We start from the raw sequence: 22686 nt of genomic DNA, 5'->3' as shown, positions 1-22686 counted from the left end.
AGCCGGTGAAATCCAGTCGATGGCACCGAGACGCGTTCGCAGTGGGTCTCTCAGGATGCAGACGGCGGCACTTGCCCGAAGACATGCTGGCGGACCCAGGCGTGCATGGCGATGGCCGCAGCGGCGCCAGCGTTTATGGAGCGAGTCGAGCCGAACTGAGCAATTGAGTGCACCTGGTCGGCGGCGGCCAGGGCTTCAGGACTCAGGCCGGGCCCTCTTGGCCAAAGATCATCAACGCTTGTCGAGGCAGGTAAGCCTCCTCCAGTGGCGTCGAACCCGGGCCGATCTCGAGGGCGATGATCGGCATACCTCCAGGGACAGAACTGGCCCATTCGAGCAGGTCCGCGACGCTACTGTGGTGGTATTCGTGCTGGTATCGGTCGGTGACCATGGCTCCGCGACGATTCCAGCGACGCTTGCCCACGATGTGAAAGGCCGCGACGTTGAAGGCGTTGCCGGTGCGGATCACCGAGCCGATATTGAAGTCGTGGCCCCAGTTTTCGACGGCGATGTGCAGCCCGTGCCGCCGTCCATCGAGATCGGCGATGATCGCTTCCTGCCGCCAGTAGCGGTAGGCGTCGACCACATTGCGCCGATCGCCGTTGGTGAGCAACTCAGGGTCGTAGCGCTCAGGCAGGTTTCCCGATTCCGTGCTTGGCCACGGACCCTTCCATGGGCCTAGCCCGACCTCTTGCTTCTGCTCATCGCCGACCGGTGCCCCGTCGGCGTTGGCCTCGCTCACAACGCCCGACCTGTGATCTTGGGCTCTGGATTACGCAGTCGGTTGATCAGCCACCAAGCGAAGAGGCCCACGACAACGACGATGACAATTTTTGGAAAACTCCGGTGTAGGCCTCAACCTCGGTCCACCGCTCGCCAAGATAGAAACCAGCCAGCACAAAGATCGTGTTCCAGATCAGGCTGCCAGCGGTCGTCAGCAGCGTGAAGGTGACGATCGACATCTTTTCGACGCCCGCCGGGATCGAGATCAGGCTGCGGAAGATCGGGATCATCCGGCCAAAGAAACTGCTTTTCGGCCGTGCTTTTCGAACCAGGCTTCGGTGCGATCTAGGTCATTGAGGTTGGTCAGCGGGATCCGGGCCCAAATGGCCCGCAAGCGTTGACGCCCCAAAGCGACGCCCAACCCATACAGCGCAAGCGCGCCGACGGCAGAGCCAAGCGTGGTCCAAAAATAGCTCCGGCCAGGCTGAACGAGCCCTGGCTAGCGGTGAACCCTGCCAGCGGCAAGATGATCTCACTGGGCAGCGGCGGAAAGAGGTTCTCCAACGCGATCGCCAGGCCAGCCCCAGGACCGCCCAGGGTCTCCATCAAGTTGACCGCCCAGCCCGCGACTCCAGTCAGTTCACTGCCACTACTCACGCCGTACTCCTAGATTGAGGTGGCTGCCAGATCGGAGCCGTAGACCATTTTGGCACTGATCTGCTGAGGGCCCGCTGAGATCGCCTGACGTGGCCCAACAGGCCGGATGCCAACAGTATGTCGGCCCCTCCCACTACGGTGGAGGTGACAGGGGTGGCTTGAGAGCCCCAGACAACATTCGCGGCGTCCAAGCTGCGACAGTTTTGAGGATGGACCGACTATGGATCCGATGCAGTGGTTTCTGATCATTCTGGTGGTGCTGATCGTCGCAGCCATCGCCTACATGCTGACTCGTCGCCCGTCCGGCGGCCGGGACAAGGCCGACAACGGCGCTGATGACGCGTCGACGACCCAAGATACGCACGCCCCCGGCGGCTCGCACGTTGCCGCCGGTGACGCTGGCACGGTCGATAAGCACGCTAGACCACACGGCGACGCCGAGCCATTCGACCAAGAAGCGTCAGCCGTCGAGCCACCAGTCGCCTCGGAGACTCCCGAGCCCGAGGGCGTAGATGAGCCGGTTGCGGATGGTGAGCCACAGAATCAGGCCCACGAAGGCTCGTATGTCGATACGGCCAGCGGCGATGAGGTGCCCGTCTCCGACGCCACTGGCGAAGAGCCAACGCCCGTCGTGGACCAGCCTGATGTCGACTCCGAACAGGCCGTCGAGGAAGCCCCCGTCAGCCCGATTGAGGAGCAAGAGGCAGAACAAGAGGCCGCAGCGCGGTCAGTGACCTTTGGCGAGCCAAGCCCGGCTGCCGAAGAAACCACGTATGCGGCTCCCGCGAGCTTTGAGGCTGCGCCGAGCGACGATGCCCCCATCGACAAGACCACCGAAGAGCCGTCTGGGCAGGAAGACGCCCTCGGTGATTGGACGCCCGTTGACTCTGAGCCAGTGGTTGAGCAGGGCGGCGAGCCGAGCGTTGAGCACTCGGTCGAGAGCGTCGAGGCGCCCGAGGTCAGCCAAAGCCCGACGGTCGTGCCCCCGGCACAAACGGAGTGGGACGACGCCGACGACATTCCAGCCGATGCGACGGAGGCTGGCTTTGTAGAGGCTCCCGTAGCCGACGCACCCATCTCGGAGGCTCCTGCATATGACGCACCCGCCGCAGACGAATCAGCGACGGTGCCCTTCTCGGACGAGCCGACCGCGGATGAGCCGATGCCGGAAGAGCCGACCTTGCACAGCGACGGCACGGGGAAGAGCCCGACTCGCCACACTTCGACCAGGCAGAGGCCACTCCCGCTCAAGGCGAGATCGTGGAGGGCCCATACGGCTCAGGCTCCGCGCTGGCCAACGAAGACGGCTCCGAGCCGGCCGGCTACGCGGTGAAGGGCAATCAGGGCTCAATGCTCTTCCACACCGCAGAGTCACCGAACTTCGACAGCTCCCGCGGAGACGTCTGGTTCGACTCCGAAGAGAGCGCAAAGGCCGCTGGCTTCGTCCACTGGGACCGCAAGCGCCGCTAAACACCCGCAACAACATGAAGGGCCGCTTCTCACTGCGAGGGCGGCCCTTCGCCATTTCCCAAGGTGCCCTCACCAGCCACAGGGACCCCTTTTGACCCAGCAAATGAACAATTCCTTTGAGTCACAACGATGGGATTCTTGTCAGCGAACGGCTGACCTGGGAGATCCCTGGGAGCCTGTGATCAGGATCACATAATCACATCGATGTAGTTCTCGCGTGTCGCTGATGTGACTCGAGTGAAAGGGGTTGCACAGGGTGCCTTTGTGGGCTTCACTCGTCTTTGCTTCACTCCCCGATTTTTGGAACGGACTATGACTGCTGAGAACACGCCTGCAGCCAGCCTGCCCACCTCCCGGCAACGTTGCGACATGCGACGCGCTGCGATGGTTCTTGCTGCTGCGGTGATCCCTGTAGCCGGCGCTGCACCCGCCCAGGCTGCCCTTGTGAACGTTCCTGCCACGCATCCGGCCCTCGGCCAGACTGCGGCTGCGGGCATCGCTGCGACGCCCGCAGTTGCGCCAGCGCGGCACCTGCCGACGATTCCGATCCAGACGGCACCGAGCACGGTGACTCGCTATGTCGACGTCTACATGGCTAATGTCCGCTCCGGTCCAAGCATGTCGAACTCTGTTGTCGGCTCCGTCAGCCGCGGGACCAAGGTCACCGGCACGATCGTCAACGGCTGGCTCAAGACATCCAACGGTCGCTACATCGGACTCTCGGTCCTGCGCAGCGGCTCGGGGTCCAGCAGTTCAAGCTCGTCCAGCAGCTCCTCGACGGTGACGCGCTATGTCACCGCAGGTGTCGGCAACGTCCGCTCCGGCGCCGGCCTGGGCTACGGCGTCGTCGGCACCCTGAGCCGCGACACCAAGGTCACCGGCACCATGACCTCCAACGGCTGGCTCAAGATGAGCAACGGCCGCTACATCTCAGGTGTCATCCTCACCTCAAGCAGCCCTTCAAGCTCAAGCAGCTCGGGCTCGTCCAGCAGCTCTTCCACCGTCACCCGATACGTCACCGCAGGCGCCGGCAACGTCCGCTCCGGCGCCGGCCTGGGCTATCGCGTCGTCGGCACCCTGAGCCGCGACACCAAGGTCACCGGCACCATGACCTCCAACGGCTGGCTCAAGATGAGCAACGGCCGCTACATCTCCGGTGTCATCCTCACCTCAAGCAGCCCTTCAAACTCAAGCAGCTCGGGCTCGTCCAGCAGCTCTTCCACCGTCACCCGATACGTCACCGCAGGCGCCGGCAACGTCCGCTCCGGCGCTGGCCTAGGCTATCGCGTCGTCGGCACACTGAGCCGCGACACCAAGGTCACCGGCACCATGACCTCCAACGGCTGGCTCAAGATGAGCAACGGCCGCTACATCTCCAGCGTCATCCTCACCTCCAGCCGTCCGCAGTCGTCGGCTTCGAGAGACGATGTGAGCTCCGGTGGTAGCAGCAGCGTTAGCTCGAACGCCGTCTTGCGTGAGGCTGAGAAGTACTTCGGCATCATGTACGTCTGGGGCGGCGAGACTCCAGCAGGCTTCGACTGCTCTGGCTACACGCAGTACGTGCACGCTCAACTGGGCATCTCACTGCCACGCACGGCTGCTCAGCAGCAAGCCTTTTCAACGCCAGTGTCCAACCCACAGCCGGGCGACCTGGTGTTCTGGGGCAGCCCCGCCTGGCACGTGGCGATTTACGCCGGTGACGGCCAGATCTATGACTCAGGTCGTGCGGGCATCCCGGTGCAGAAGCGCAACATGTTCTCCGGCGTGACGGGCTACGGAAGCGTTAACTAAATCCGATCGTTCGCGCTTTGTCCCGGTATTTGCTGGCTATTTCCAGCGAACACCGGGACAAAGTGCGTTTAGCGAGTCCACGGCGCAAAGTTAGAGGGTCTTCGCGATCTTCTGCGCGGCTTGCAGTTCTGACTTGAGCACCCTCTCAAGTTGGCCCAGCGAGCCAATCGCCTCTTGCAGCATCTCGACTCGATCGGCCACCAGAATCGGCATCGGCTCTGGCTCACCGTAGAACTTGCCGATCGAAACAGCCGCAAAGTCTCGCCACCACCACGGTGGTCTTGGCGGGTTGAGACCCTGCGGGTCGGGCGTGTAGCCAACTTCGGCCAAGCCGAACGCCGCAACTACATGGGGGCGCAAGAAATACTCGTGCTGACCCGCCTCAGCGCCTCCTGAGCAGCCCCTTGATCGCTTCCGCGATGTCGCCTGACCTGGCGCCATTTCCAGTTACGTCAGGCTAGGCCGAGATCGCTCAGGGAGTAGGCAGCCAAGTAGGGCAATCCTGCTTCGGTGATGCGGGCCTGCGCGTCCTTGGCACGATCCGCGATGACGGCAACGGCCACCACCTCGGCGCCCTCCTCACGGCATGCCTCCATTGCAGTCAACGGCGACCCTCCCGTGGTCGAGGTGTCTTCGACCACGACGACACGGCGGCCCTTAATGGAAGGACCTTCGATGCGCTGTTGCAGACCATGCGCCTTGCCTGCCTTGCGCACGACAAAGGCGTCGAGTGCCTGCCCACGAGCGGCGGCGGCGTGCAACATGGCGGTGGCCACCGGGTCGGCGCCCATCGTCAACCCACCGACTGCGTCGAACTCGAGATCTTGGAGTTGGTCCAGCATCACCTGGCCCACGAGTGGACCGGCCACTCCATCCAAGGTGACGCGACGCAGGTCCACGTAGTAGTCAGCCTGAGCGCCCGAGGACAAGGTCACCTGACCGTGCACGATGGCTTGATCGCGAATGATCTGCAGCAATTGCTCACGAGGTGTAGTCACAACCGACACTTTATCGGCGGTTGCGGTGAGTCGCCCTCAATCCGCGCGACGGTGAGGTCGGGATGAACCGCTAGACATCAACCGAATCGTCTTCGCTGTGGAAGACGCCCAACTGCTCGGCCGCGTCATTGAGAATGCGCTGGACCGTCAAAGTGTCGGCGAGGGCATGACCTCAGACTCGGTATGACCGCCCTTGATCCGTTCGGTCACTTCAATCAACTCATGGCTGTAGCCGGTGCCCGACGGCGGAGCGTCGATGACTTCTGGCTCTTGACCGTGCACCGTGATCGTTGCTGATGCGGGGTGGTGGAAGCGCGGCGGGATGTCGATGACGCCCTTGGTGCCGATGATCCGCGCCGATCCAGGGCTCGCCTGGCGCAACGAACTCACCAGTGAGGCGGCCTTGCCATCACAAAGTCGATGAGGATCGCAGCCTCCATGTCGACGCCTGTTGGAGCCAACGAGCCCACCACGTGAGTTTTCTCAGGCGTGCCGAGGAACCACTGAGCCAGCGAGACGACATACACACCCAAGTCGAGCATTGCCCCTCCCCTTGCTCGGGGTCGAACAGCCGATCCTGAGGGTCATAGGGCCGGTCAACACCCAGATCCGCCTGGACGGCTCGCACGTCGCCGATCTCGCCTGCCTCAACACGTCGGCGGACCTCAACCATCGTGGGTTGAAAGCGCGTCCACATGGCTTCCATCACGAAGACACCTTTGTGGCGAGCAGCCGCAACGATTTGTTCGGCGCCAGCAACGGTCGCGGTGAAACTCTTCTCCACGAGCAGGTGCTTGCCAGCCGCGATAGCCGCTAAGGCGATGGCGTGGTGCTGCGGGTGCGGCGTCGAGATGTACAGCACGTCGATATCTGGGTCCGCAATGATCTCGCCGTAGGAGCCGTAGAACTTTTCGACACCAAAGTCAGCCGCGAATGCCGCCGAGCGCTCGGCACTGCGCGACGCTACGCCCGCCAGAATGGCCCCGGGCACGTGCTCAAAGTCGGCGGCCACCCCCTCGCAATGCGACCCGGGCCAACGATTCCCCATCTGATGTCATCCATGCCACAACCCTAGCGACCGCCTCCGACAGACGCGTCAGTTTGCGCAATTGGACGCTGACTCAGAGGCATTTGGCCAAGATTCAACCAGGCTCAGCGTGATCACCACCGAGGCTGCTGTCCACGCCAGTGGCGCCACCGCCCCCGGCTCACCATCGTGCATCACCTTCTCGGGAAGCGAACCTGCCTCAGTGCGATGCTCGTCCAGCCACGACAGCCAACGTGCTGTCTCCTGCTGATCACCCTCTGCGGCAGCGACTAGGCCAAGCAAAGCCGTCTCCGGAGTCCACGAAACCCCGTCGGACTTCCACCCCGCTCCCGGGGCGATACCCCCAGCCGGTCGCATCATCTCCGCCATGCCCGACTCAAGCGCTGGCCTGGCACCTGGATAGCTACACCGAGCCAGTGGCGGCATGAGGAACATGAGGGCCGCATCCACCCGACCGTCCACCGTTCGCGGGTAGTCGGGGCCGAATGCATCGACGACTGCCTGCCGCATGGAGACAGCCTGAGACTGCAGCTCCGGAGCCCCGGTGCCGGCCAGCCGCCAATCGTTGTCGCTTAGCCAGCCCTGTTCCGTCATCCAGACAGCCCAATCCAAGCCGTTTGCGCTGGTGGCGGCAACGCCGAGGGTTAACTCGTCCTCCGGGACTTCCCAATAGTCTGGTGATGGAGCTGGCAGGGCAGTGCCGGGGGCAATCTGATCGATGATCCGCACGGTGGACAGGATGATCAGGGGCTTCAGCGTGGTGATTGCCTCGGCCCGATCCTCCGGCGTTGGCTGAGCAGCGATCACCGACGCCACAGCCCACAGCGCCCAGCCTGGGCCATCCTCCTGTGGCTCACGCGCATCGGGCACCGCCTGGTCGCCTTCAGGCAGATAGCGCGCCTGAAAAGATCCGTCGTTAGCCTGCTGATCGGACAGAAAGCTCAGGACAGCCAGGGCATCTTCGTGGTGCCCAGTCTGCGCGTACGCCACCGCAACAAAGGCGGCATCCCGCGGCCAGACATACCCCCAATTCGGCGAAGCCGCTGCCAAGACTGCACCCACCGCTGCATCGCCTGGTGCCGTGAGCGTGCGCATGTCCCACAGCGCCCGGGCAGACATATCTTCATAAGGGCCACCAAGGCCAGGCGTTTCGCCACGACTGAGCCACATCACGTCGCTCGCCACCGCGGCCCCCAGCAATGAGGCGTGTATCGACTCTTGCTCAGGCTCAAGGTCGAGAGCCAAAATACGGCGACCGGGGCCCCAATAGTCGTCCTTAGTCCACGACTCCAGGGCTCAATTCGGCCAGGTCGCCGCGGGAGTCAATAACGACCCCGGCCTGGTGCAGCGGGACAACTGCGTGGCGAGCGCCCCACCACATTGATCCTAAACTCAGCGTGCCGACCAAGACGGCGGCAACGGCCCACAGCCGCAAGCCGGGGCGACGACCTGACCTCAAGACGTGCGGCGGCGAACAGCCAACTCAGTCGACACCTTGCGGATCAGACTGCGGGGCAGAGTGTTCAAGACGGCGGCAAGGCTCTTGTAGCGAGCGCCAGGGATCGAGATGATTTTGCCAGCAGAGACGTCTTCCAGCGCGTCTTGAGCTAACCGGTGGGCATCGAGCCACCAGGCCTCAGGCAGCCGATCCATGTTCATCGCGGCGCGCTCGTGAAACTCGGTATGCACGAAGCCAGGGAGCAATGCAGTCACCGTGACGCCGGTGCCAGCCAACTCCGCTGCCAAGGCTTCGGAGAAGACAGTCACATAGGACTTAATCGCCGAGTAGTGCCCCATGACGGCCAGCGAGGCAACCGAGGAGACGTTGAGCACCGCGCCATGCCCGCGCTCGACCATCGCTCCGACAGCCGAGCGGCTGAGCACCATCACGGCGCGCACCATGACGTCGAGTGCCAACTCTTCGGCCGCAACGTCGCCGACGGTAAAGGACTGGTTGACGCCAAAGCCAGCGTTGTTCACCAGCAAGTCGATGGGCTGGTCAGGGTCGGCGACCCGGTCAGCCACTTGCCGCAGCTGCGCCCGGTCGCTGAGGTCCGCCGCCAGCACTGTCGCCTCAACTTTGAACTGTGACGAAATCTCGGCAGCCAGGGCTTCGAGCCGCGCTTGATCACGTGCGACCAAGACCACGTCGTGGCCTCGATCGGCAATCTCGATAGCGAGCGCGCGGCCAATTCCGGCGGATGCTCCGGTCACTAAGGCTGTTCCCATAAGCCCAGAGTAGGGCGAAGGGCTGTCATACCCGACCTTTAGGGTGTGGGGTGTGCGGATAGCTACTTGGAATGTGAACAGTATGCGGGCCCGAGTCGATCGGGTGGTCGCTTTTTGGAGCGCCACGATGTCGACGTGTTGGCAGTGCAGGAGACGAAGTGTCGGAATGACCAGTTCCCGTATTCAGCCTTTGAGGGCACCGACTATGAAGTGACCCATCACGGGCTGAATCAGTGGAATGGCGTGGCCATCATCTCCCGCGTCGGCATCGAGGATGTCCAGGTGGGGTTTGCTGGGATGCCGCAGTGGGGCGACCCCGCAGCGGATGAGGCACGGGCACTCTCCGCGTTGTGTGGCGGCGTGCGCGTGTGGTCTCTCTATGTGCCCAATGGGCGCGAATTGGGCGATCCACACATGGATTACAAGCTGGAGTGGTTTGCGGCCCTGCGCACAGACGCAGCCGGCTGGTTGGCCGACGACGCCGATGCGCAGATTGCGCTGATGGGCGACTGGAACGTTGCGCCTACCGACGAAGACGTCTGGTCAACTGAAGCTTTTGAGGGCAAGACTCACGTCAGCCCCGAAGAGCGCGCTGCTTTCTTTAGTTTCAACGATGCTGGGTATGCGGACGTCACCCGTGAGCACACGCCCGGCCCAGGGACGTACACCTACTGGGACTACACCCAGTTGAGTTTCCCCAAGAAGCGCGGCCTACGGATCGACTTTGCCTCGGCTCCCCCGCATTGGCCAACCGAGTTGAGGGCGCGATGATTGACCGCGAAGAGCGCAAGGGCAAGGGTGCCTCTGACCATGCCCCGGTGATCGTCGACCTGACGTAACCCACCTCGACATGCAATTATTCGCACATTTTGACAATGTGCGAATAATTGCACACATAGGCTATGAGCGGATATCCTCACATCCAAGGAGGTGTCGATCATGACCGAAATTTGGACGAACCCGCAAAGCCCAGCAGACATCGGCGGATACTTAGCGGACGTGCGCAGGCTCCAAGGGCTCACCCAGGCAGAACTGGCCGAAGCCACGGGGCTTCCCCGGCGGTATGTCGTTGAGCTCGAGGCGGGCAAGGACACCCAGTACTCTCAGCGCCTCTTTGCCGTCTTCCAACGCCTCGGCGTCGAGGTCAATTTGAGGGCTCATCCCGCCAAGTCCGATCCCGAAGAATTTGACTGGTGAGCGCCTCGGAGCTGCAAGTCTGGCTATATGGTGACCAGGTTGCGACAGTCGCACCGCACCCCGATCGAGTCGATCGCATCACCTGGCGATGGACCGCCGCTGCGCTGCAACGTTGGGGCAGCCAATCTCGCATTGTCAGCAATATTCTGCCGATCACGGCGACTTCACGCCGCGACACAGATGTTCGAGCAACAACGTTCATCCAAGGGCTCCTCCCCGAAGGGGAGGCTCGTGTGCACTATGCCGTCGCGGCAGGAGTTGAGCCCGACGACATCTATGGCTTCCTCACTCACTATGGCCAAGACACCGCCGGCGGCCTGAGCTTCGTCGCTAACCGCCCGACGCTCAGCACATCCAAGGATCGTTCCTTGACCGATGGCGACATCGCTGCCCGGTTGAAACAGGTGACGAGTCGCGCGGCCGGAGCAACCCTCCAGTCCACTTCGTTAGCAGGCATGGTCCCCAAGATTGGCCTCAATCGAATCGGAGCCGAGTGGTTAGCCCCTGGCCCGGGCAACTTGTCGACCTGGATCCTCAAAGTGGGTCACCCTGAAGGTTCGCCTGCCGCTGATGTCATCGATACTGAGGCACTATGCCTCGACTTAGCTCGCGCCCTTGGGCTCACAACAGTTGAAGCCCAGGTGCACCGTTTCGAGGACATGCGAGCCATCGCCGTCAGCCGATATGACCGCGTGGTCCACGACGGCATCGTGACCGGTCTCCACCAAGAAGATCTCGCTCAAGCAATCGGCCTGTCGACGTTGGACCCTGCCCGCAAGTTCCAACGAGGCGCACGGATGCCAAGTTGGAGCCACGCAGCCAGTGTGCTGAAGACATCAGGCAGCGGAGTCGCCCCGCTAGCCAAGCTCGTGGCGTTTTCCTACCTCGTCGGAAATACCGATCACCACGCCAAGAACACGTCATTCTTACGACCACCCACCGGCTCCGTGCGCCTAGCCCCCGCATACGATATTGCTGCGCACCTACACCACGAAGGCAGTCACCTTTCAGCGCTAGATCTGGCCGGCGAACGGAGCTTTGATCGACTCACGACCAGCCACGTCACCGACGAAATCAGTAGTTGGGGAGTGCCTGCGTCAGACGCAGCCGCCCTAGTGGCCAACGTTGCTCAGAGCTTGGGCCGCGCCCTGGCAGATATTGACCGAGCTCACCACCCAGGTGTCCCGTTGGCTGCGTGGGACATGCTGATGGAGCGATCTGGTTCAGCTCTCAGCTCTCTGACCAACTAGACCTCGCACCAATCAGCGCGTGCCGCCCTGAGCCATAGCCGAGTGCCGTCGCCACGCCAACGGGAGGGTCGAGGCGGCCAGGACAGCGCATACCAGCAAGGCTTGTGGGAAGCCCCAGCCTGCTGCGATCAGACCCACCAACACTGATCCGGTCGCGGTGCCCAAGTCGAAGCCCAAGTTCCACACCGCGCTGGCCGTGCCGATGTGTTTGCGCGGCACGACCTCAAAGGCCACGACCAGGGTCAGGTTTTGCAAGCCACCATAGCTAACTCCGAGCAGCAGGCTGGCCAGCACGAACGCCACCAGGCTCAGCGTGCTCGCCCCATCACCACTGATGGTCCAGGCCGCGAGCGCCATGCTGATCACCGTAAGGATGACCAGTGGGGGCAGGAATCGGTCGGCGCCATATTTGTCGGCCAGCGCCCCCATCCGCCAACGCGAGAGCGCCCCGGTCAAGCCCATCCCAAACAAGGCCAGGGTCGACGCCCATGGCTTATCGACAAGTTGCGGGGCAAAGGTGATGATCGCGCCACCGCTTAGCGTCACGCCCAGCAACAACGCCATCGGCCGCAACAGCCTCCGGTATGCCGTGGTGAGAGTCATCGTCGGAGCCGCGCTTGATGAGTGCGTGGCCTCGGCATCGGGCTCTGAACTCATCGGACCGTGCAGCACGCGGCCCAACCTGATCGCGAACGGGATGCCAATCAGCGGTCCCGCCCCAATCAAAAAGACTGGCCAATATCCCACGGTGGTCGCCACGAACGGAGAAAGCGGCAAGATCACCAGGTTGGGCATGGCGACAGCCAGGCCGTAAGCCCCAATGGCAGCCCCACGGCGTGCTGGGTCAACCAATTCGGCAACGGCGGCGCTGCCAGTGACGGTCAGGATGCCGAAGCCCACGCCACGCAGCGCCGAAAGCGCGAGCGTGAACTCCAACCCATCGCTGAACAGGTGGAGCAGAGATGGCACTCCCATCAGCAACATGCCCGCACTCATGGTCGTGCCCCAGCCAAACCGCCGGACTAAACCTGGGACAAACAACTGAGTGAGCACGGTAAAACCGAGCAGCACACCGTTAACCAGACCCGCACCGGCCTCACCAGCGCCGCCCTCGACGACCCACAACGGAGCCACTGTGATGAGCGAGGCATAGCCGGAAAACCCAGCGATCGTCATACCGATCAGGGCAGGCATGCCCCGCAAAGAGAAGATTGAGGAAGTGATATTGGTTCCTAGCTCTGCTGTGCTTTCATACCCGCAGTCTCTCAGGCCGAGCGAGTCGGCGTGACTGCCCGTTTTAGCCCCAGACCCAAGGCGACCACCGCGGCCAGCCCCGCGGCCAACGCTGCCCCAGCAAACACCGACTGCACCTGAACAACCCCGGCATCAAGCAGCGCGACCGTGTCGGTGGGATCGGGCAGCAGAGCAACGGCTTCATAAAACTGCCTCAGCCCGTATGCGGTCAGTGCGGCGAGGCCGACCACCATCCCGACCATCCGGGCCACCACGACAAGCGAACTCACCGTGCCATGCGAATCCGGGCGACTGTCAGCCAGCGCGGCATCGTTGACCGGCGCAATCGCCATGCCAACCCCGAGCCCGACCAAACCCAAAACCCAAGTCGTCTCCCAGGCTGCACCAAGCGAAGCCCGATCCCAACCAGCCATCACGGTCAAGCCCACTGTCGTGCCAGCCAGGCCAGCAGCAGCCACAACGCCCGGGGCGAGCCAGCGCAGCAGCACACCGCCCAAAACCGCACCGATCGGCACGGCCACCAGGAAGCGCACCAAGACGAGCGCAGCCTCGGTCTGGGTCGACTCGCCATCGAGGCGAGCCAACAACGGCACGTCAACGACGATCGCGACAATTGCAGCACCGACCAAGAGGCTGACCAGCAGCGCTGGCCACACGCGCGCCCGCACTACCCCGGTCGGGATCAACGGAGATTTTGCCGTCTTTGCCGGATCGCAAACGCCACGACGGCCAAAGCGCCGACGGGGAGCAGCCACCACCCCAACGGGCCCAACACTTCGGTCTCTGGCTCGGCAGATGAGAACGTTAAGACCAGTGAGCCCAGGGCGATCGCGATCAGCGCAGCGCCCCACAGGTCGACCTGGCGCAACACCGGCCACCACTTCGGCACGGTTACCCCGGCCCAGGCCAACAGCGCGATCGTGGCGGCTAGTCCAACGGGCGTCCACACGCGCGAAGTTGCCGTCTCCCCGAACGGGATGAAGGGCTCGCCATAGGCAACTGAGGTGACCAACGCTTCCGGCGCGGTCAGCGTGAGTAGCCACAGTCCGGCGGTAATCAGTCCAATCGCCCAGCTCAGAGCGGTGCGCGGGATATTTCGTGGTTGGGGTCGCTCCGTGATGGTCGCGGTGGCTCCTTGCCTAGCGCCAGCAGCAGCACCACAAACAGCAAGCCAAGAGCCACATTCAGCCAGAAAATGCCCCGCCAATCGCTCACCAGCAGCACCGCGGCACCGAGCAGCGGTCCAAGGACTGCGCCGAGTTCTTGAACGCCACCGACAACGCCGAGTGGGGTGCCGCGCTGCCCTGGGGGCCACAGATCAGCCACCATCGCCAAGGTCGCTGGCACCAAGCCTCCCCCGCCGATGCCCTGCAAGAATCGCCCTCCGACCAGCACATTCAAGTCGACAGCGAGCGCCGTCACGGCCGATCCCAGGACAAAGATCAGCAGGCAGGCGATCAAGATTTTGCGCCGTGGCACCAGGTCGGCCAGACGGCCGATCAGCGGCAACACCGCGATGTAGCCCAGCAAGAACCCCGAGATGATCGGCGTGCCACGCTGGAGCGACTCGATGCCCAGCCCCGCGCCAGCCATCATGTCCGGCAAAGCCAGCACCACGACATACGTGTCGGCGGCAGCCAGCATGACGGCCAACGCTGCAACGGTCAGCAGAGATTTGGCCCCACGGACGTGCGACTGGGTGGGCATGCGGTCAGGGGCAGTGACAGTGACGGGCACGCCGTATTCGTCGAGCGTAACGGTGTAAGTCGACTCTGCTGGCGGGTAGAACGGGCCGGTCACGGTGACGGTGCGCAACTCCCAGGAGTCTTCGATCAGGCCATAAGTGACATCAAACTCAGCGCCTCGGTCGCCCACGGTCAGCAGGTCAGCGACTTGATCACCGGAGATCGTGCCGTTAACTTCCTGCACCACATCACGGCCGACTCGGGACTGTTCGCCAAACTCGGCGCTGTCGGTGTCTTGCAGCAGCGACGGCAATCCAGCATCCGCACTAAACAGGACAGCGGGGTCAGGGACACCGAAAGTCTCCGGGTTGACCGAGGCAAAAGCGGGCGTGAAGGGCAGTTTCAGATACAACTCGCCGTCCACCGCGATCGCGGGGACATCGGCCTGCACACCACTGATCTTGCCGGTGATGGTGCCGTCAAAGGCGGGCGGCTCCGTCGTGCCCGACCCCTCAGCCTTGATGACATAGGCAGAGGCTTCTTCGGGCAGGTTCGTGCCCTCCATCAGTAGGTGAACAGACCCGGCTTCAGTGAGGACGTCGTACGCGGTGTCCAGGCGATCTTGTGCCGTTGGTGCCGCAGAGGTTGCCTCCGCCGTCTCAGGGGCCTCATCGCTGCTGCAGGCTCCGAGGCCGACGAGCAATGCCGCGCTGGCGGCGATAGCCCACGTCCGCTTGCTGGATGTCTTGCTGTTGGCCTGCATATCTGCCCCCTGCTGGGTCGCGGAACGAGAAACTCCATTATGACGGCTGTATGACGCATCGCCCGTCGGGACCGTTCCTCGCCGTCATAGTTCGGTCATCTTTGTTGGTGATCGCGGCGCTTAGGCTCAGCGGTATGCGCAAATCCGTAATTGCTGTCGTTGCCGTTCTTGCTGTGGCGGTGGGCCTTTGGGCGTTTCAGCCGTGGAAGCTCTTCACCAGCAGCGAGTTAGATGAGGCGCTGCCTGGGACCGTCTCAACGGCCAGCGATGACTCAGCAGCGACAGTCGAGGATGCAGCCGCAGCAACCGCTGGCTCAGATGGAGCCGCTGAGGACCCTGCTGCCGACGAGGCAACCGCAGAGCCAGCCGCGTTGACCGAGTTGGCCCGTGGCGACTTCATCAGCCAAGCGCACCCCACCAGCGGTGAAGCGATCATCTCGGAAGACGCCGACGGCACCCGCTATTTGCGCTTTGAGGGACTGGCCAGCGACGACGGCCCAGACCTATTCGTCTGGCTGACCGACCAGCCTGCCGAAGCAGCCGACGATGTCTATGACGACGGCAAATACGTGAACCTCGGGAAACTCAAGGCCACCAGCGGAAACCAAAACTACGAGATCCCGGCAGATGTCGATATCGACTCGTTGACCTCGGTGTCGATCTGGTGCGATCGCTTCAACGTGTCGTTTGGTGCCGCTCCCTGGCTTAAAGACCAGGCGAGCGGCAGCCAAACGATTAAGCCACAACCTCCAGGCTCAAACCCTCGCCATCGACGTCAACCTTGACTGTCTGCCCGTCATCGACCTGACCACCAAGCAGCAGTCGGGCCAGCCGGTCACCGATCTCGGTCTGCACCAACCGGCGCAGCGGACGAGCGCCATACGCCGGGTCATAGCCACGCTGGCCAAGCCAAGCAGCAGCCTCGTCGCTGACCTCAAGGTTGATCCGTCGATCAGCCAGTCGCGCCGCCAGTGACTTCACCTGCAGGCCGACGATCGTGGCCAACTCATCTGGGCTCAACGGGTCAAAGATGACGACCTCGTCGAGCCGGTTGAGGAACTCTGGCTTGAACGCCGTGCGCACAGCAGCCATTACCTGGTCGTGCTTGACGCTGCTCTCCGTGGTCGGGTCAATCAAGAACTGGCTGCCCAAGTTGGAGGTCATCACCAGGATCACGTTGCGGAAGTCCACGGTGCGGCCCTGGCCATCGGTGAGCCGTCCGTCATCGAGGACCTGCAGCAAGATGTCGAAGGTCTCGGGGTGGGCCTTCTCCACTTCGTCCAGCAAGACCACGCTGTATGGCCGGCGCCGGACAGCCTCAGTGAGTTGCCCGCCCTCTTCGTAACCGACATACCCAGGAGGCGAGCCAATCAGCCGAGCCACCGCGTGTCGCTCGGAGTATTCGCTCATGTCGATGCGGACCATCGCCCGCTCATCGTCAAAGAGGAAGTCAGCCAACGACTTTGCCAACTCAGTCTTGCCAACACCGGTCGGGCCCAAGAACAGGAACGAACCGGTAGGGCGGTCCGGGTCGGCAATACCAGCCCGCGAGCGCCGAACCGCGTCACTGACCGTGGTGACCGCGGCCGATTGACCGATCAGCCGAGCACCCAGCAACTGCTCCATTGAGAGCAACTTCTCGGTCTCACCTTGCAGCAACCGACCTGCGGGGATGCCGGTCCAGGCCGCAATGACCTCAGCAATATCGTCGGCGCCGACTTGGTCCTTCACCATCGGGTCGTCCTCAGTCTGCACCGTCGTTGCCTCGGCCTCTTGGGCCTCTAACAACTCGGCTTCAGCTGCCGGGATGTCGCCGTAGAGCAACTTCGAAGCACCCTCGTATGCGCCTTCGCGTGAGAGTCGGTCAGCCTGGGTCCGCAACTCATCGAGTCGAGCCTTGAGGTCACCAACGCGGTTGAGGCCAGACTTCTCCTGCTCCCAGCGCGCCGTCAGCGCCGACAACTCTTCGCTCTTATTGGCAAGGTCTTCACGCAACCGGCTCAACCGCGCCACCGAAGCATCATCGGTCTCGTTGGCTAAGTGGAGTTCTTCCATCTTCAGCCGGTCGACCGAGCGCCGCAGCTCGTCGATCTCGACGGGCGAGGAGTCAATCTCCATCCGCAGTCGCGAAGCTGCCTCATCGACCAGGTCGATCGCCTTGTCGGGCAACTGGCGACCAGTGATGTAGCGATCCGACAGCGAAGCGGCAGCGACCAAAGCTGCATCCGAGATCGCAACCTTGTGGTGCGCCTCATAGCGTTCCTTCAGCCCGCGCAAGATGGCGATGCTGTCCTCGACACTGGGCTCACCGACATACACCTGCTGGAATCGGCGCTCCAGAGCGGCGTCCTTCTCGATGTGCTCGCGGTATTCATCCAGCGTCGTCGCACCGACAAGACGCAACTCACCACGGGCTAGCAGCGGCTTGAGCATGTTGCCCGCGTCCATCGAACCCTCCGACGCGCCCGCACCAACCATGGTGTGCAACTCGTCGATAAAAGTGATGATCCGGCCGTCGCTCTCCTTGATCTCGGACAGCACCGCCTTGAGCCGCTCTTCGAACTCGCCGCGATACTTCGCGCCAGCGACCAAGGCACCGAGGTCGAGGGCGATCAGCTGCTTATTGCGCAACGACTCGGGCACGTCACCAGCAACGATGCGCTGGGCCAGACCCTCCACGACGGCGGTCTTGCCGACGCCAGGGTCACCGATCAGCACCGGGTTGTTCTTGGTGCGACGCGACAGCACCTGCACCAACCGGCGAATCTCGGAGTCACGACCGATCACGGGGTCGAGTCGACCTTCGCGGGCAACAGCAGTGAGGTCATTGCCGTATTTGCGCAAAGCATCTTGAGTCGCTTCGGGTTCAGCGCTGTCGACCCGTGAGCCACCACGCAAGTTGGGGATCTGCTCGGAGATCGCGTCCGCGTTCAGTCCAAACGGGCCCGCCTGGGCTAAAGCGAGGAGCAGGTGATCGGTGGAGATGAAGGAGTCGCCCATCGCCTGCATGGCTTCGTTGGCCTGGTTGAGCGCGCCGAGCAGCGCACGGTTGGCTTGCGGGTTGGCCACGGTGCTGCCGCTGACCTTGGGCAGATTGGCGAGTTGCGCCTTGGCGGCCTGGCTGGCTGCTTGAGCTGAGGAGCCAACGGCAGCCAGCAGCGGCCCCGTCGTGGTGTCGTTTTGCTCGGTCAATGCTTGCAGCAAGTGAGCGGGTTCGACGTTCGCGTGACCAGCGGCGGCTGCCTCACGCACAGCGGTTGAAAGGGCCTCCTGGGCCTTGGTGGTGAAGTTCAAATCCATGGATTGCCGTCCTCTCTGGCACGGTCGTCTGAGTTTACGTCTACTCAGATCAACCTTGCCAGAGTTGAGTCTATTCCGCTCAACCTGTGCGCAACAAGCACGATTCTGCCAATCACGGCTGAGTGCGGATCAACTTCTTATTCATGAACTCCTTCATGCCATAGCGGCCCAGCTCGCGACCAAAGCCCGAGCGCTCAACCCCACCAAATGGCAGCGGAGCACCATCGCGGCAAAACAGGCTTATTGCGCTGACATATACCGCCCCCACGCAGCCAGACAGTGCCGATTTTATGCCGAGACGCTATCCCCAACTATCGCGCGGGGCACGACCATCGGCGTTCCCGTGACCGGGTCATCGATCACCAGGCAGGGCAGGCCAAACACATCGTGCACGCCTTGCTCTGTGACGACTTCAGCCGGCGGACCCTCTTTGATGATCTCGCCGTCGCGCATGGCAATTAGGTGGGTGCCATAGCGAGCAGCGTGGTTGAGGTCGTGCAACACCGCCACAATCGTCCGCCCCTGCCGGTGCAGCCGGGCAAACAGGTCGAGCAGACTGATTTGATGCGCAATATCGAGGTATGTGGTGGGCTCGTCGAGCAGCAAGATCGGGGTGTCTTGGGCCAAGGCGACCGCCACCCATACCCGCTGCCGTTGCCCACCCGAGAGTTCATCAACACCGCGGTCGGCTAACTCGGTGATGCCGGTGTCTTCCATCGCGGCAGAGACGGCGGCTTCGTCGGTGGCGCTCCACTGCCGGATCAAGCCCTGATGCGGGTAGCGACCGCGCGACACCAAGTCAGCCACCGTGATGCCATCGGGGGCGATCGAGGTTTGCGGTAACAGGCCAATCTGCTTCGCCACTTCTTTGGCTCGCATCGACGCGATTGCTTGGCCATCCAACACGACCTGGCCTTTGCCGGGCGCCAACAATCTCGACAACGAGCGCAACAGGGTCGATTTGCCGCACGCATTCGGCCCGACGATCACCGTGAATGAGCCATCGGGGATCTCGACGCTCAGATCGCGTGAGATCGTCCGTTTGTCATAGCTGAGCGTCACGCTCTGCGCAGACAGTCGTGACTTCACTGGGTCGCTCATGCGCTTCTCCTCGCCTGTTGGGCCAAGACATAAATCAGATAGAGGCCGCCGATCACGACGGTGACCGTGCCAACGGGGACCGCTGCGGGCACCACGTGTTGAGCGATCAAGTCAGCACCCAACAGCAACACTCCACCGACCAGCGCAGAGCCAAAGAGCGGCAACCCGCCAGTGCGCATCAGCCGAGCAGCAACCTGCGGAGCCGCCAAGGCAATGAAAGCGATCGGACCGGCGGCGGCGGTGACGGCAGCGGTGAGAGCAACACCAATCGCCATGATCGCCATCCGCGCTGGCTCGACTGGCACGCCGTGCGCCTTGGCTGAGTCGTCGCCCAACTCGAGTTGGCGCAGAGGTCTGGCCAGGAACCAGACCGCGGGCGCTAGAACGCCGAGCAAAATCAGCGCTGGCCAAACTTGGGACCATTCGGTCAGATTCAGCGACCCGGCCGCCCAGATCGAGGCAGCCATCGCGACCTCGGTTTGGGCTTGCAACAAGAGATAAGTATTAAACGACGACAACATGGCGGTGATGCCGATGCCGACGATGATCAGCCGGAAGCCCTGGACTCCCTGCCGGAAAGCCAGGACATAGACGACAGCGGCGGTCGCCAGGCCGCCGATCATCGCCCAAATCGACGTCGACAAAAACGATGGCCCCACCAGCACAACCCCAATCAGCACGCCGGTGTAGGAGCCAGTGGTGAAGCCGATGATGTCGGGCGATCCCAGCGGGTTACGGGTCACGGTTTGAAAGAGCGCTCCCGCCACACCGAGGGCGGCCCCAAAGGCGACCGCGGCGACGGCGCGCGGCATCCGCCACTCCAACACCACGGTGCTCGCAAAGCCGCCATCGACCCCTGCGAAGATGGCCTTCACGACCTCGACCGGCGACAACGGATAGTCGCCGACCCCGACAGCAACACCGGTGAGTAGGCCCAGGGCAGCGATCAGCAGACCCGCCACGACGGTGGCGCGCGGGTTGGTCCGGCGTGACCAGGTCTTCGGGGCGGGCTGCGCGGTCGACGGCCGCTGCTGTGGGGGCGCACTCATAGCGAGTTCACCTTCATCCGACGGGCCAAATAGATCAGCACTGGCGCGCCAATAAACGCGGTGACGATGCCCACCGGCAACTCGGCGGGGCGCACCATGAGACGGCCAACGATGTCTGCACTGACCAGCAAGATCGGCGCGAGCACGAGGGTGTAGGCCAAAATCCAGCGCTGATCGGGCCCGGTGAATCGGCGGGCTACGTGCGGGATCATCAGGCCAACAAAGGCAATCGGCCCAGCCAGTGCCGTCGCTCCCCCAGCCAATAGCGTGACAGCGATGACGGCGGCGGTGCGGATCAGGATGATGTTGGCGCCCAGGGCTGACGCGAAGTCATCTCCAGGGCCACCGCGTTGAGCGACGGGCCGAGCGCAAGAGCCACAATCAGGCCCACGAGCATAAAACTGCCGATGGTGGCCACGCCCGACCAGCCACGGTCCTGCAGGTTGCCCGACTCCCAGGCACGCATGGCGTTGAAGCCCTCGGGATCGGCCAACACGATGGCGGTCACGATGCCGCTCAACACGGCGCCCAAAGCTACTCCAGCCAAGGTCAAGTGCACTGGGTTAGCGGACCGCCCGCCCCATGACCCGAGCAGATAGACCAACACGGTGGTGACAAGCGCACCAAGGTAGGCAAACCACTGAAATTGCGCTGGCGAGGTCAGGCCTAAGACGCCCACGGCAATGGCCACCGCGAAGGCTGAGCCGGCCGTGACGCCCAAAATGCCGGGGTCGGCAAGGGGTTGCGTGTCACCGCTTGGATCAAGGCACCGGAGACGCCGAGGCCCAGACCGGCCAGCAAGCCAATCACGGTTCGTGGCATCCGGCTTTCCCAGACCAGCGTCCCCGCGTCGGAGGATTCGCGATCAAGTAGCGCCGCCCATACTTGAGAAAGCGGCAGGTCACGGGCGCCGATAGCAACGCTGGCGCCAGCGATCACGACCAACAAAAGCAAGGCCGCCAGCCACCCCAGGGCCAGGCGCCGTTGGCGCGCAGCAGTCACTGAAGGCACAGTTAGAGGGACGACTGGCGTCGCCTCTGGTGCCTTTGATTGCTCGGTTGGGGCTGTGCTCACTACGCATTAGGTTAGGCTACGCTTGCCTAAATACCAACCACGGAGCGACGCCACCCGCGCTCGCATTCAGCACCACATCGAAGGAAACGATGAAGCGTTCTTGGACTCTCGCGGCCGCCACCTCGGCCCTGCTGCTCGTCACTGCCTGCTCCGGATCGAGCGATGTCACCGGCTCTTACGACGAAGCAAGCACCGGGGCTTCAAGCGCCGAGGGCTTTCCCGCCACCGTGAGCACCGCCTTTGGCGACGTCACCATTGAAGAGGAGCCGGTGCGTGTGGTGGCGCTCGGCTGGGGCGACGCCGAGACCGCATTGTCCTTGGGCACCCAGCCCGTGGGTGCCAGCGACTGGTTGGGCTTCGGTGGCGAAGGGGTCGGTCCGTGGATGGACGGGCAGTATGACGAGGCGCCGGTCATCATCGAAACCCTTGAGCCCTCATACGAAGAGATTGCAGCGCTTGAACCCGATCTGATCTTGGACACCAAGAGCTCGGGTGAGCAGGAGCGCTACGACCGACTGTCCTCGATCGCGCCGACCGTGGGAGTCCCGGAGGGCGGCGAGAGCTATCTCACGACGACCGAGCAGCAGGTCGACTTGGTCGCTGAGGCACTCGGCCAACCGACGGCCGGCGACGATTTGTTAGCGGACCTGGAGGCCGAGTTCGCCAGCCAGGCCGAAGCGCACCCCGAGTGGGATGGGCTGAGCGTTGCAGCAGCCACCAAAACCAGCGAGGGCTGGGGCGCCTACGTTGAGGGCAGCTCACGGGTGCAGTTCCTCACCGACCTTGGCTTTGTGCAGAGCCAAGAGATCGCCGCATGGAGCCCAACGAAGGCGGATTCTCAGTCGACATCTCCAGTGAGCGCCTAGATCTCATCGACGCTGACCTGATCGTCGCCTTCCCGATCTTTATTGAGACCACCGAGATCACCGAGGACCCATTGTGGCAGGAAGTCCCGGCCGTTACTGACGACCACTCGGTCGTCATTGATGGCGACCTATCCTCGGCCTACTCGTTGGGCACGGTGGCTGCGACCAAGTATGCCCTCAACGAACTTGTCCCGATGATCGAAGACGCCACCGCAGGCGAGTGAGGCCCCG

Annotated in this window: 23 protein-coding genes and 5 pseudogenes; 9 read left to right on the top strand and 19 right to left on the bottom strand. The window is 63.1% G+C overall.

The annotated features are described in order from the left end of the window. Positions 1-50: 50 nt before the first annotated feature. Together L0A91_RS15025 and L0A91_RS15020 are read right to left on the bottom strand one after the other, a co-directional pair. A pseudogene (locus L0A91_RS15025) lies at positions 51-742 on the bottom strand (TrmH family RNA methyltransferase). Continuing rightward, a pseudogene (locus tag L0A91_RS15020) lies at positions 739-1329 on the bottom strand (DedA family protein). The pseudogenes L0A91_RS15025 and L0A91_RS15020 overlap by 4 nt, the downstream one beginning before the upstream one ends. A 271-nt stretch (positions 1330-1600) precedes the next feature. Here L0A91_RS15020 and L0A91_RS15015 point away from each other — a divergent pair. The 3 genes from L0A91_RS15015 (at position 1601) to L0A91_RS15005 (ending at position 4641) form a co-directional block, all read left to right on the top strand. Beyond that, the gene (locus tag L0A91_RS15015) at positions 1601-2713 is read left to right on the top strand and encodes a hypothetical protein (protein ID WP_235245154.1); all 1113 of its coding nucleotides are present in this window, start codon (positions 1601-1603) and stop codon (positions 2711-2713) included. Further along, positions 2710-2850: a hypothetical protein gene (locus tag L0A91_RS15010; RefSeq protein ID WP_235245153.1), complete on the top strand. Its 141-nt coding sequence runs from the start codon at positions 2710-2712 to the stop codon at positions 2848-2850. Before L0A91_RS15015 ends, L0A91_RS15010 begins: the two co-directional genes overlap by 4 nt. A 312-nt stretch (positions 2851-3162) precedes the next feature. Beyond that, positions 3163-4641, top strand: a complete 1479-nt coding sequence (locus tag L0A91_RS15005) for an NlpC/P60 family protein (RefSeq protein WP_235245152.1) — start codon at positions 3163-3165, stop codon at positions 4639-4641. A gap of 90 nt (positions 4642-4731) precedes the next feature. Here L0A91_RS15005 and L0A91_RS15000 read toward each other — a convergent pair whose 3' ends face one another. The 8 genes and pseudogenes from L0A91_RS15000 to L0A91_RS14970 form a co-directional block, all read right to left on the bottom strand. Continuing rightward, complete coding sequence (locus L0A91_RS15000) at positions 4732-5001, bottom strand: hypothetical protein (RefSeq protein ID WP_235245151.1); 270 nt, start codon at positions 4999-5001, stop codon at positions 4732-4734. 92 nt (positions 5002-5093) lie between these two features. Beyond that, positions 5094-5648 (bottom strand): orotate phosphoribosyltransferase, encoded by a 555-nt coding sequence (pyrE, locus tag L0A91_RS14995; RefSeq protein WP_397333750.1) that lies wholly within the window; start codon positions 5646-5648, stop codon positions 5094-5096. Between the two features lie 138 nt (positions 5649-5786). Continuing rightward, positions 5787-6029: a hypothetical protein gene (locus tag L0A91_RS14990; protein WP_235245150.1), complete on the bottom strand. Its 243-nt coding sequence runs from the start codon at positions 6027-6029 to the stop codon at positions 5787-5789. After that, entirely contained in the window at positions 6026-6181 is a 156-nt protein-coding gene (locus L0A91_RS20125) for a hypothetical protein (protein ID WP_397333749.1), read from the bottom strand. The genes L0A91_RS14990 and L0A91_RS20125 overlap by 4 nt, the downstream gene beginning before the upstream one ends. Before the next feature lie 218 nt (positions 6182-6399). Then, positions 6400-6687, bottom strand: a pseudogene (locus L0A91_RS20120) (Gfo/Idh/MocA family protein); the annotation flags it as partial. 48 nt (positions 6688-6735) lie between these two features. Beyond that, positions 6736-7932 carry a glycoside hydrolase family 15 gene (locus L0A91_RS14980; protein WP_235245148.1) on the bottom strand — a complete coding sequence of 399 codons (1197 nt, stop codon included), beginning with the start codon at positions 7930-7932 and terminating at the stop codon, positions 6736-6738. Between the two features lie 31 nt (positions 7933-7963). Further along, positions 7964-8122, bottom strand: coding sequence for a hypothetical protein (locus L0A91_RS14975; RefSeq protein ID WP_235245147.1), 159 nt, complete (start codon positions 8120-8122; stop codon positions 7964-7966). A gap of 20 nt (positions 8123-8142) precedes the next feature. Then, complete coding sequence (locus L0A91_RS14970) at positions 8143-8916, bottom strand: SDR family oxidoreductase (protein ID WP_235245145.1); 774 nt, start codon at positions 8914-8916, stop codon at positions 8143-8145. A 52-nt stretch (positions 8917-8968) separates the two neighbouring features. Between L0A91_RS14970 and L0A91_RS14965 the strand changes: the two are divergent. From L0A91_RS14965 to L0A91_RS14955, 3 genes and pseudogenes are all read left to right on the top strand, one after another. Next, positions 8969-9755: pseudogene (locus L0A91_RS14965) on the top strand (exodeoxyribonuclease III). A 100-nt stretch (positions 9756-9855) separates the two neighbouring features. Continuing rightward, entirely contained in the window at positions 9856-10113 is a 258-nt protein-coding gene (locus L0A91_RS14960; RefSeq protein ID WP_235245143.1) for a helix-turn-helix domain-containing protein, read from the top strand. Then, on the top strand, positions 10110-11363 hold the full coding sequence (locus L0A91_RS14955) for a type II toxin-antitoxin system HipA family toxin (protein WP_235245142.1): 1254 nt from the start codon (positions 10110-10112) through the stop codon (positions 11361-11363). Before L0A91_RS14960 ends, L0A91_RS14955 begins: the two co-directional genes overlap by 4 nt. A gap of 12 nt (positions 11364-11375) precedes the next feature. On the opposite strand, the gene L0A91_RS14950 is transcribed toward L0A91_RS14955, so the two are convergent. The 4 genes from L0A91_RS14950 to L0A91_RS14935 form a co-directional block, all read right to left on the bottom strand. Continuing rightward, positions 11376-12557, bottom strand: coding sequence for an MFS transporter (locus L0A91_RS14950; RefSeq protein ID WP_235245141.1), 1182 nt, complete (start codon positions 12555-12557; stop codon positions 11376-11378). A 71-nt stretch (positions 12558-12628) separates the two neighbouring features. Further along, positions 12629-13372, bottom strand: a complete 744-nt coding sequence (locus L0A91_RS14945; RefSeq protein WP_235245140.1) for an MFS transporter — start codon at positions 13370-13372, stop codon at positions 12629-12631. Then, the gene (locus tag L0A91_RS14940; protein WP_235245139.1) at positions 13300-13629 is read right to left on the bottom strand and encodes a hypothetical protein; all 330 of its coding nucleotides are present in this window, start codon (positions 13627-13629) and stop codon (positions 13300-13302) included. Before L0A91_RS14940 ends, L0A91_RS14945 begins: the two co-directional genes overlap by 73 nt. 62 nt (positions 13630-13691) lie before the next feature. Then, complete coding sequence (locus tag L0A91_RS14935; RefSeq protein WP_235245138.1) at positions 13692-15065, bottom strand: MFS transporter; 1374 nt, start codon at positions 15063-15065, stop codon at positions 13692-13694. A gap of 50 nt (positions 15066-15115) precedes the next feature. Between L0A91_RS14935 and L0A91_RS14930 the strand changes: the two genes are divergently transcribed. After that, positions 15116-15850 carry a DM13 domain-containing protein gene (locus L0A91_RS14930; RefSeq protein ID WP_235245137.1) on the top strand — a complete coding sequence of 245 codons (735 nt, stop codon included), beginning with the start codon at positions 15116-15118 and terminating at the stop codon, positions 15848-15850. Here L0A91_RS14930 and clpB read toward each other — a convergent pair. The 5 genes and pseudogenes from clpB to L0A91_RS14905 form a co-directional block, all read right to left on the bottom strand. Then, positions 15801-18365, bottom strand: coding sequence for an ATP-dependent chaperone ClpB (gene clpB, locus L0A91_RS14925; RefSeq protein ID WP_235245136.1), 2565 nt, complete (start codon positions 18363-18365; stop codon positions 15801-15803). The genes L0A91_RS14930 and clpB overlap by 50 nt on opposite strands. A 112-nt stretch (positions 18366-18477) precedes the next feature. Beyond that, positions 18478-18633, bottom strand: coding sequence for an aldehyde dehydrogenase family protein (locus tag L0A91_RS14920; RefSeq protein ID WP_397333748.1), 156 nt, complete (start codon positions 18631-18633; stop codon positions 18478-18480). A gap of 20 nt (positions 18634-18653) precedes the next feature. After that, the gene (locus L0A91_RS14915) at positions 18654-19466 is read right to left on the bottom strand and encodes an ABC transporter ATP-binding protein (RefSeq protein ID WP_235245135.1); all 813 of its coding nucleotides are present in this window, start codon (positions 19464-19466) and stop codon (positions 18654-18656) included. Next, complete coding sequence (locus L0A91_RS14910; protein ID WP_235245134.1) at positions 19463-20515, bottom strand: iron chelate uptake ABC transporter family permease subunit; 1053 nt, start codon at positions 20513-20515, stop codon at positions 19463-19465. The genes L0A91_RS14915 and L0A91_RS14910 overlap by 4 nt, the downstream gene beginning before the upstream one ends. Continuing rightward, a pseudogene (locus tag L0A91_RS14905) lies at positions 20512-21454 on the bottom strand (FecCD family ABC transporter permease). The gene L0A91_RS14910 and the pseudogene L0A91_RS14905 overlap by 4 nt, the downstream one beginning before the upstream one ends. Positions 21455-21678: 224 nt before the next feature. Here L0A91_RS14905 and L0A91_RS14900 point away from each other — a divergent pair. Then, entirely contained in the window at positions 21679-22455 is a 777-nt protein-coding gene (locus L0A91_RS14900) for an ABC transporter substrate-binding protein (RefSeq protein ID WP_235245133.1), read from the top strand. Beyond that, positions 22404-22679, top strand: coding sequence for a hypothetical protein (locus tag L0A91_RS14895; protein ID WP_235245132.1), 276 nt, complete (start codon positions 22404-22406; stop codon positions 22677-22679). Before L0A91_RS14900 ends, L0A91_RS14895 begins: the two co-directional genes overlap by 52 nt. Positions 22680-22686: the final 7 nt, after the last annotated feature.

It is taken from the genome of Ornithinimicrobium sp. INDO-MA30-4 (assembly GCF_021535045.1).
Taxonomy (GTDB): Bacteria; Actinomycetota; Actinomycetes; order Actinomycetales; family Dermatophilaceae; genus Ornithinicoccus.
This window is presented reverse-complemented; position numbering and strand designations above follow the sequence as displayed.

Excerpts from the sequence above, each read along its gene's own strand:
- L0A91_RS15015 (WP_235245154.1), top strand. The coding sequence starts at position 1,601 with ATGGATCCGATGCAGTGGTTTCTGATCATTCTGGTGGTGCTGATCGTC.
- L0A91_RS15005 (WP_235245152.1), top strand. The coding sequence starts at position 3,163 with ATGACTGCTGAGAACACGCCTGCAGCCAGCCTGCCCACCTCCCGGCAA.
- L0A91_RS20125 (WP_397333749.1), bottom strand. The coding sequence starts at position 6,181 with ATGCTCGACTTGGGTGTGTATGTCGTCTCGCTGGCTCAGTGGTTCCTC.
- L0A91_RS14970 (WP_235245145.1), bottom strand. The coding sequence starts at position 8,916 with ATGGGAACAGCCTTAGTGACCGGAGCATCCGCCGGAATTGGCCGCGCG.
- L0A91_RS14960 (WP_235245143.1), top strand. The coding sequence starts at position 9,856 with ATGACCGAAATTTGGACGAACCCGCAAAGCCCAGCAGACATCGGCGGA.
- L0A91_RS14950 (WP_235245141.1), bottom strand. The coding sequence starts at position 12,557 with ATGCCTGCCCTGATCGGTATGACGATCGCTGGGTTTTCCGGCTATGCC.
- L0A91_RS14935 (WP_235245138.1), bottom strand. The coding sequence starts at position 15,065 with ATGCAGGCCAACAGCAAGACATCCAGCAAGCGGACGTGGGCTATCGCC.
- L0A91_RS14930 (WP_235245137.1), top strand. The coding sequence starts at position 15,116 with ATGACGCATCGCCCGTCGGGACCGTTCCTCGCCGTCATAGTTCGGTCA.
- clpB (WP_235245136.1), bottom strand. The coding sequence starts at position 18,365 with ATGGATTTGAACTTCACCACCAAGGCCCAGGAGGCCCTTTCAACCGCT.
- L0A91_RS14915 (WP_235245135.1), bottom strand. The coding sequence starts at position 19,466 with ATGAGCGACCCAGTGAAGTCACGACTGTCTGCGCAGAGCGTGACGCTC.
- L0A91_RS14910 (WP_235245134.1), bottom strand. The coding sequence starts at position 20,515 with ATGAGTGCGCCCCCACAGCAGCGGCCGTCGACCGCGCAGCCCGCCCCG.
- L0A91_RS14900 (WP_235245133.1), top strand. The coding sequence starts at position 21,679 with ATGAAGCGTTCTTGGACTCTCGCGGCCGCCACCTCGGCCCTGCTGCTC.
- L0A91_RS14895 (WP_235245132.1), top strand. The coding sequence starts at position 22,404 with ATGGAGCCCAACGAAGGCGGATTCTCAGTCGACATCTCCAGTGAGCGC.